Origin of the sequence: Mesorhizobium norvegicum (assembly GCF_004919685.1) — a bacterium.
Lineage (GTDB): Bacteria > Pseudomonadota > Alphaproteobacteria > Rhizobiales > Rhizobiaceae > Mesorhizobium > Mesorhizobium norvegicum.
Genome location: NZ_SMYZ01000088.1, coordinates 132,018 through 139,051 on the forward strand (window position 1 = coordinate 132,018; position 7,034 = coordinate 139,051).

At 60.7% G+C, this 7,034-nt stretch carries 10 protein-coding genes; 1 reads left to right on the top strand and 9 read right to left on the bottom strand.

The features are described 5' to 3' along the window. Positions 1-70 precede the first annotated feature (70 nt). From FCU66_RS33375 to FCU66_RS33395, 5 genes are read right to left on the bottom strand one after another with little or no spacing between them, the layout of a single operon-like run. A complete protein-coding gene (locus FCU66_RS33375) occupies positions 71-409 on the bottom strand; it encodes a YnfA family protein (protein WP_136618700.1) in 339 nt (112 codons plus the stop codon). Between the two features lie 14 nt (positions 410-423). Beyond that, positions 424-1,131 carry a cytochrome c biogenesis CcdA family protein gene (locus tag FCU66_RS33380; RefSeq protein ID WP_136618701.1) on the bottom strand — a complete coding sequence of 236 codons (708 nt, stop codon included), beginning with the start codon at positions 1,129-1,131 and terminating at the stop codon, positions 424-426. A 1-nt stretch (position 1,132) separates the two neighbouring features. Beyond that, complete coding sequence (locus FCU66_RS33385; RefSeq protein WP_136618702.1) at positions 1,133-1,522, bottom strand: thioredoxin family protein; 390 nt, start codon at positions 1,520-1,522, stop codon at positions 1,133-1,135. 14 nt (positions 1,523-1,536) lie between these two features. Continuing rightward, positions 1,537-2,136: a hypothetical protein gene (locus FCU66_RS33390; protein ID WP_136618703.1), complete on the bottom strand. Its 600-nt coding sequence runs from the start codon at positions 2,134-2,136 to the stop codon at positions 1,537-1,539. Continuing rightward, positions 2,133-2,693 (bottom strand): hypothetical protein, encoded by a 561-nt coding sequence (locus tag FCU66_RS33395; RefSeq protein WP_136618704.1) that lies wholly within the window; start codon positions 2,691-2,693, stop codon positions 2,133-2,135. Before FCU66_RS33395 ends, FCU66_RS33390 begins: the two co-directional genes overlap by 4 nt. A gap of 78 nt (positions 2,694-2,771) precedes the next feature. Here FCU66_RS33395 and FCU66_RS33400 point away from each other — a divergent pair, with 78 nt between their 5' ends. Then, entirely contained in the window at positions 2,772-3,215 is a 444-nt protein-coding gene (locus tag FCU66_RS33400; RefSeq protein ID WP_136618719.1) for a MerR family transcriptional regulator, read from the top strand. A gap of 26 nt (positions 3,216-3,241) precedes the next feature. Here FCU66_RS33400 and FCU66_RS33405 read toward each other — a convergent pair whose 3' ends face one another. The 4 genes from FCU66_RS33405 to FCU66_RS33425 all read right to left on the bottom strand — a co-directional run. Then, positions 3,242-4,024, bottom strand: coding sequence for a sulfite exporter TauE/SafE family protein (locus tag FCU66_RS33405; protein WP_246094146.1), 783 nt, complete (start codon positions 4,022-4,024; stop codon positions 3,242-3,244). An 80-nt stretch (positions 4,025-4,104) separates the two neighbouring features. Next, positions 4,105-4,686, bottom strand: a complete 582-nt coding sequence (locus FCU66_RS33410; protein ID WP_136618706.1) for a cation efflux transmembrane domain-containing protein — start codon at positions 4,684-4,686, stop codon at positions 4,105-4,107. A 490-nt stretch (positions 4,687-5,176) separates the two neighbouring features. Beyond that, positions 5,177-5,767: a DUF2306 domain-containing protein gene (locus FCU66_RS33420; protein WP_168991912.1), complete on the bottom strand. Its 591-nt coding sequence runs from the start codon at positions 5,765-5,767 to the stop codon at positions 5,177-5,179. A 139-nt stretch (positions 5,768-5,906) separates the two neighbouring features. Then, positions 5,907-7,034 (bottom strand): efflux RND transporter permease subunit (locus tag FCU66_RS33425; protein WP_136618707.1); only part of this gene is annotated, 1,128 nt, incomplete at its 5' end.

Sequence of the window (7,034 nt, forward strand, 5' to 3'; positions counted from 1 at the left end):
GGAGCAGACCTCGATCATCATCTATGAAACAGAGATCATGCCAAAGAGCGAGCGCTCCATAGTACCACGGTCACGTGCTTCGTGGAGCAAACAGGATGATCCCCACCGCAAGCAAGGCCACGGCACCACCCACAAGGTCCCAGGTATCTGGTCGATGTCCTTCGGCCAGCCACAACCAGAGCAGCGACGCCGAGATGTAGACGCCGCCATAGGCCGCGCAGGCGCGACCGGCATAGTCGCTTGGAATGAGTGTCAGCAGATAGGCGAACAGCACCAGAGAGGCGATGCCCGGCACGAGCCAGAGGATTGATTTCCCCTGCCTCAGCCAAACCCAGAAGGCAAAGCAGCCGGCAATCTCGGCGAGCGCAGCAGATGCAAACGTCAGAAACGTGCTCAGAAGAATTGGCATGCGGTCTGAATTTCTCACAAGCGCGTGGTAATGGCCACTAGCCAGTCCGGCAAAGCCTGTTCAAGGCCGATTTGTATCGTGCGGTCGAACCCCGTCAGGGTCATGATCCCGGCCACGATCAGAAGCACGCCGAGGGCCATTTTGATAGCGCTGGATGCGCCAAGCATCCGGCCTCGCCAGCTGAGCAACGCTTGGCGCGACATCAGCGCCAGAGCCAGCAGTGGCAATGATGTGCCGATGCCGAAAGCCAGCATCGTCAGCACCACCATGCCGAGATTTTCGCCACGTGCGGCCATGATGGAAGCGGCGCCGAGGGTCGGTCCAACGCAGGGCGTCCATACCGCGCCGAGCAGCAGCCCAACGCCGAATTGACCAGAGATACCGGACGTCGAGAACCCGCCGAAGCGGCTCTGAGTCCAGTTGCTCACCGGGCCGACCGCCGTGGCGAACTGCGACTGGAAACGCGGTACCAGCAGAACTGAGCCAACCAAGATTAGCAGCACGGCGGCAGCCGAGCGAAACACCGTCATGTCGAGGCCGATTGAAAAGCCAATGGTGGCCACGAAGACGCCTATTGCGGTGAAAGAGACGGCAACGCCGGCTGCCAAGGCCAACGGTGCCAGCCGATGTTCGGCCACCGCGCCAGTCAGCACGACCGGCAGCAGCGGCAGCACACAGGGCGAGAGGATCGACAGGACGCCAGCAAGGAGCGCAAGCAGCATGTCACAGCGCCTCGCGCAGCAAGGCCTCGATGACCGCGGGGTCGGTCTGGCCAGTCTGTCGGTCGACCTCCTTGCCGCCTTTGTAGACGATCATCGTGCTTTGCATCTGCATGCGGTAGCGAGCCAGGATTTCCTTTTGCGTGTCGAAGTCGACGTCGAACTTCTTCATTTTCTTGAAGTCCGGCGACGCCAGCAGCGACGCCACGATTGGCTTTTGCGCCTGACAGGTTTCGCACCACGGTGCCGCGATGTGGATCATCACAGGGCCGCCTGCCTTGAGGGCTTCGTCGAAGCCGGGAATGGTTTCGTCGCCATTGTGAGCGAACGCCGGGACGACGGCAGCAGCGATACAGGCAACAGCCGAGAGGATCAGAAAGTGACGACGTTGCATGTTATGCGGTCTCCCTAGGGTTGGATGCAGCGAGTTCGGGGGCAAAGTGGTCGAACAAACAGGTCGGCCGCTTCGGCCGCTGCCTGTGGCGCGGTGATGGTGAGGACCACTTCGCTGGGGCTCGTCTCCAGGTCAAAAGTCAGAAATGCGCAGCAAGTTTGCTCCTTGCGCATCAAATCAGTGACCTCGTCCAGTGCTTCCGGCCCATAGGTGAGTTCGAGTGACAGCGGCGTGCGATCGGCGTTGCGCAATGACCGACGCGCCAACGCGCGAATGCCGGCAACCCGTTCCTTGAAATCAGACGCGCCAAGCGTGCAGGCGATAGACAATGCATCCTTCTCGACTGCAGAGGCGCAAGCCGGCCCGCAGCCGCACTCGCCTTGTGCCATCAATGAATGAAACGTAGCGTTGGGCGCAGCCTTCCGGCGCGAGAGGAAATAAAGCCCGCCGGCGGCGACAACCACCAAAGCCAAGCCAAGCTGACCTATCAATGCAAAGCCGACACCGCCGGCCGCGATGGCCGCGATAACCGGCGGCGCAATCAGAGGCGCGCAACAGGCCGCGCAGGCTACCAGAACAAGGCCGGCGCCTGTGGTCGTCTTGTCAATGTTCACTGTGCATTTCTCCCTGTTGCCGGGCCAGCTTGGGTGGAAGCGGCCTGCCAGGCCAACACGGCCAGGATGACGACCGCAGCGTGAGCGAGGGCTGTCAGCGCTGCCAAGCTCGCCACGCTTCCGTTGGCCCGAGCGAGTTGCAAGAAGACCTCGCGGCCATCGAGAATTGCCGCAGCACCCGCCAGCAGAATGGCCAGCAGGAGGGTCGCTTTACCAAGCCTCAGAACAGCGGCGGCGAGCATGATCGAAACGCCGACGAACCCCCATACCAGCCACGGGGTTTCGAGGTTGATACCAAGGATCGTTTGCTCGGCGTGACTCCCCGTTTCGCCGACCTCGCCGCTGCCACCACCTTGTTTCGCGGTAGAACTCTCGGCCGCTTCATCATGGCCGCCCTGTTCTTGAGCCCCGGCTGCTTCGTCGTGAGCGGCCATGCTGGCGGGCTCCCGATGCCCACTCCCTTCCATCAAGACGGCGGAGGCGAAGAGAAGCGCCGAGATGGCCAGCATTGCCGACGTCCAACGGACGAGGGCGACATGATTTGCGAAAAAACCCATCAACAAAATCTTCCTTTCGCATCACTATGAAGATAGCGTACTCCTTCAAGTAACTTGAGGTTCAAGGAGTTTTTTGCGATGAACCTTCACGTCCGCGTGTTCACGATCGGGGCGCTGGCCAAGGCCACCGGCGTCTCAACGCCCACCATCCGCTATTACGAGGAGATCGGTTTGCTGCCTCCCGCGCCACGAACGGCCGGAGGTCAGCGCACCTATGACGACGATGATTTGGGGCGGTTGACTTTCATCAAGCAATGCCGGGACTTCGGCTTCAGCATCGATCAGGTGCGCGTGCTGCTGGAGCTATCGATCAGCACCAACCGCGATTGCGTCGAAACGCGCGACATTGCGCAGCTGCATCTTGACGAGGTGCGCCAGAAACTCGCCGAACTGCGCTTGCTTGAGCGACGGCTCGAGAGCTTTGTGACACGCTGCAACGTCGCCTGTGCCGGTGGTCCTGGCCAGGACTGCGTGATCTTCAAGGATTTGGCAGCGCCAGCCAAGGGCGGGTGCTGCGGATAATAGCACCATTGGTCCGCAAAGACTGGCTAGCCGTGCCTCCAAACCTTCACGGCCGAGATCACCAGGATCGTAGAAAGGGCCGGCAGCAGGAATGGGCTCGGCACCACACCGAGCAGCAAGCCACCGATGAGCGTGCCGACGATGGAGCCTGCTGCCATGACAAGCAAGAAGGTCTTATTCCGTCCGAGGACGGAAAAGCTCTGGTCCCGACTATAGCGGGTGAACCCCACCAGCATGGTCGGCAGGCTAACCGCGAGGGATAGGCTTCCTGCCAGTTTGATATCGGCGCCGAACAGCAGCACTAATGTCGGGATCAGCAGTTCACCTCCGGCTACCCCAAGCAGCGATGCCACGACGCCGATGACGAACCCGGCGACAATGCCTGCCACGGCCTGCGCAACCCCGTTCAAAAGGGGTGCGCCGGACCTCGCATCGTGGCCGAACATCAGAATCGCGGCGATCACGACGAGAAGCACGGCGATCACTCGGTAGAGATTTTCCGACTTGATTCGTGTTGCCCATCCTGCCCCGAGCCAAGCCCCGAGCAAGCTTCCGGCCAGCAAGTTCAGAATTATGGTCCAATGCGCAGCGATTTCGGAAAACGGCACCGTGCGTGCGCGGAAGGGCAGCGCAGATGCCACCACCACGAGACTCATGGCCTTGTTGAGGATCACGGCTTCCAGCGCCGCAAACCGAAACGCCCCGATCAGGAGCGGCAACCGAAATTCTGCACCGCCAAGACCGATCAATCCGCCAAGTGCGCCAATGATCGTCCCGCCACCAAATGCCAACGCCTTGCTTCGTGCCACGCGCAATTCCTGTCGTTTTGGCCAACATGGTTTTGGCCCCAATACCGGCCATACATACCGACTGAGCCATGAAAGCGCGATTACGCTTCGGCCCGGTGTTCCTCTCGCGCCGCTTCCCACACTTCGCGCGCCGCATCCGCGTTCATCGCTGCGATGCCCAGCCCCACGATCAGATCCGGCCACGCAGAGCGCCAAACGAAAGCTGTCACCAGCCCGGCGGTGATAATGGCGATGTTGGCGAATGCGTCATTGCGGGCCGATAGGAAGGCAGCCTTTGTGAGGCTACCACCATGATGACGGTACGCGGCGAGCATGTAGGCACAGGAGAGGTTGACGACGAGAGCGCCCAGGCCAGCCAAAGTCAAGGCGGTCGGCTGCGGCGGCACCGGCACGTTGAACTTCTCCCAGGCGGTCCACAGTGTAGCCAGACCCGGCACGAGCAGGATCAGTGCCAGAGCCATCCCCACTCGCGCGCGAGAGCGTACTGACCAGCCAAGTGCGAGCAGGATAAGGAGATTTACAGAGGCATCTTCCAGAAAGTCGATGCTGTCGGCGAACAGAGACACTGATCCGATGGCAAGCGCCACAGCGAACTCGATCCCGAAATAAGCGAGATTGAGCAGGGCGACGATGAGGACGATGCGACGGAGTGGAAGCTTCATCTTCTGAAAATAGACGAGACGGTGTATTGGGCCACCAGCTGCGCAATCGCCGGCGAAGATCCCCGCTCATCAGAGCAGTTGCCTGTCCGTCAGTCCGGCATGACTGCTTTGGGTCATAGGGGGAGCTCAACAAGGACGAACGATTTTCCGCTTGGGGTCGAGCGCCGTCGTTTGGAGTGATCGGATTTGACCTCAATGCCAGGTCTAAAACGGCTCGTAGCGCAGCGGCATACTGTCGGTGATCTCGGCGGCCTCGGGCGGCAAAAGTGCAATGCCGTCGGCCAACGCAATGGCCATCAAATTGGCGGAGGATCCACGTCGAGCATCTCTAGACCGGTTCACCGGTTTCGGTGAGGCGGGATATGCGGACGGTCCATGTCTCGGCCAAGAGTGACAAATAGCGTTGTGTAAATTCTAATATGGCGACGGTATTGGCCAAGCTTTGGTCCTTTGCGAGATGGTCGGCGGGCGCGCGAACTGCGGTCGCCTCTCAGTCTGAATCTGTGGATTCGGCAATAGCCGCTCGTGAGCGATCGAAGTCCAGAACCAGTGGGTGTCGAAACCAGGCATAGAGGATTATCGGTGCTCCAATCCCGCCAGGCAGGACCCAAAACGCAATGTCGGGAAGCTCCTTCCACAGAGGCAGGTTCTTGCCGTTATCGACGTAGAATGCGGTAATCATCACGATGTAGGACGCGCCCATGCCGGTGAGATGCAGCCTGGGCCATTGGCACCAGCGCCGCCGGGCGGCAGTGCGTCCGAAACACGCGCACACGAAAGAAACAGCCCCTAGCGCGAACAGGTGGTAGTTTTCCGCCCAGCGCATCGATGACAAAGCGCTCATCGTGACGAACACGCCGAACAGAGACCAGAAGTAGATCATCCCGAAATTCGAATGCCTGCCACGCCCTTTTTGACTGAGCATCGCGACGGCCCCTGTGATCACGGCGGCGAGCCCGAACAGAACATGGACGCCGACAACAGCCAGAAAGACTGGATCGCTGGACGGAATTGGGATGCCCAGGACGGTGATTGTGGTTTCACTTCCCATGCAATTTGGCCATTCGACGTGGGATTTCAATGCAACATCATTGAAAGAAGACGTATTTGATCAGGGCCGCAATGATCAGCAGCACGACGACGACCAGGATCAAGCCGGCAGCGCCCATGCCCCACATCATCCCGCTCCCCATCGTCTCGTTCATCATTGCGGTCTCCTGTCATTCGGCAGCGAGGTCAAACCATGCAGGTTCCGTGAGCGCAACCTCGTCGATCGTCGATGCAAGGCCCTTCGGCAACCGCCATCCCTTGACCAATCCGTAGATCGCTGGGATCACAATCAGGGTCAGGAGGGTAGACGAGATCATACCACCGATCATCGGCACGGCGATGCGCTGCATCACCTCCGAACCGGTGCCGGTGCTCCAGAGGATCGGGATCAGACCGGCCATGATGGCAACGACAGTCATCATTTTCGGCCGAACGCGTTCCACCGCGCCGAGCATGATCGCCTCATAGAGATCTGCTCGGGTGAACGGCCGCTTGTGTACGGCCCGCTCAACTTTCACTTCGGCCATGGCCTGCTCCAGATAGATCAGCATGACGACACCCGTCTCCGCGGCGACGCCGGCGAGCGCGATGAAGCCGACCGCGACGGCTACCGACATGTTGAAGCCGAGCCACCACATCAGCCAGATCCCGCCGACAAGGGCAAAGGGCAAGGACAGCATGACGATCAACGTCTCGGTGAGCGCCCGGAAGTTGAGAAAGAGCAGCAGGAAGATGATGAGCAGCGTGACGGGCACGACGATCTTCATCCGCGCCGCGGCTCGCTCCAGATATTCGAACTGCCCGCTCCAGGCGACCGAATAGCCGGGCGGCAGCTTGACCGTCTCCGCCACGGCCTTCTGGGCGTCGGCGACATAGCCGCCGAGGTCCCGGCCGTTGATGTCGACAAAGATGTAGGTCGCGAGTTGGCCATTCTCAGTGCGGATCGAGGTTGCGCCGCGTGTGAGTTGGACTTTCGCCACCTCACCGAGCGGAATGGCGCCGCCGCCGGGCAACGGCACTTCGACTTCGGTAGCGATCGACTGAGGACTTGAGCGCAGGTCACGGGGGTAGCGGATATTGACCCCATAACGCTCGCGCCCCTCGACGGTGGTCGTCACGGTCTCACCACCGAGTGCGGTCGCGATGACGTCCTGGACGTCGCCGACGGCAAGGCCGTAGCGGCCAAGCGCCTCGCGATCCGGGACGATATCGAGATAGTAGCCGCCGATCACCCGCTCGGCATAGGCACTCGATGTGCCTGGAACCGTTTTGAGGGCCGCTTCGATCTGGCGCGCGAT

What these genes read in the sequence shown, in the direction of transcription:
- FCU66_RS33375 (WP_136618700.1), bottom strand. Translation starts at nt 409, where the DNA reads ATGCCAATTCTTCTGAGCACGTTTCTGACGTTTGCATCTGCTGCGCTC.
- FCU66_RS33380 (WP_136618701.1), bottom strand. Translation starts at nt 1,131, where the DNA reads ATGCTGCTTGCGCTCCTTGCTGGCGTCCTGTCGATCCTCTCGCCCTGT.
- FCU66_RS33385 (WP_136618702.1), bottom strand. Translation starts at nt 1,522, where the DNA reads ATGCAACGTCGTCACTTTCTGATCCTCTCGGCTGTTGCCTGTATCGCT.
- FCU66_RS33395 (WP_136618704.1), bottom strand. Translation starts at nt 2,693, where the DNA reads ATGGGTTTTTTCGCAAATCATGTCGCCCTCGTCCGTTGGACGTCGGCA.
- FCU66_RS33400 (WP_136618719.1), top strand. Translation starts at nt 2,772, where the DNA reads ATGAACCTTCACGTCCGCGTGTTCACGATCGGGGCGCTGGCCAAGGCC.
- FCU66_RS33410 (WP_136618706.1), bottom strand. Translation starts at nt 4,686, where the DNA reads ATGAAGCTTCCACTCCGTCGCATCGTCCTCATCGTCGCCCTGCTCAAT.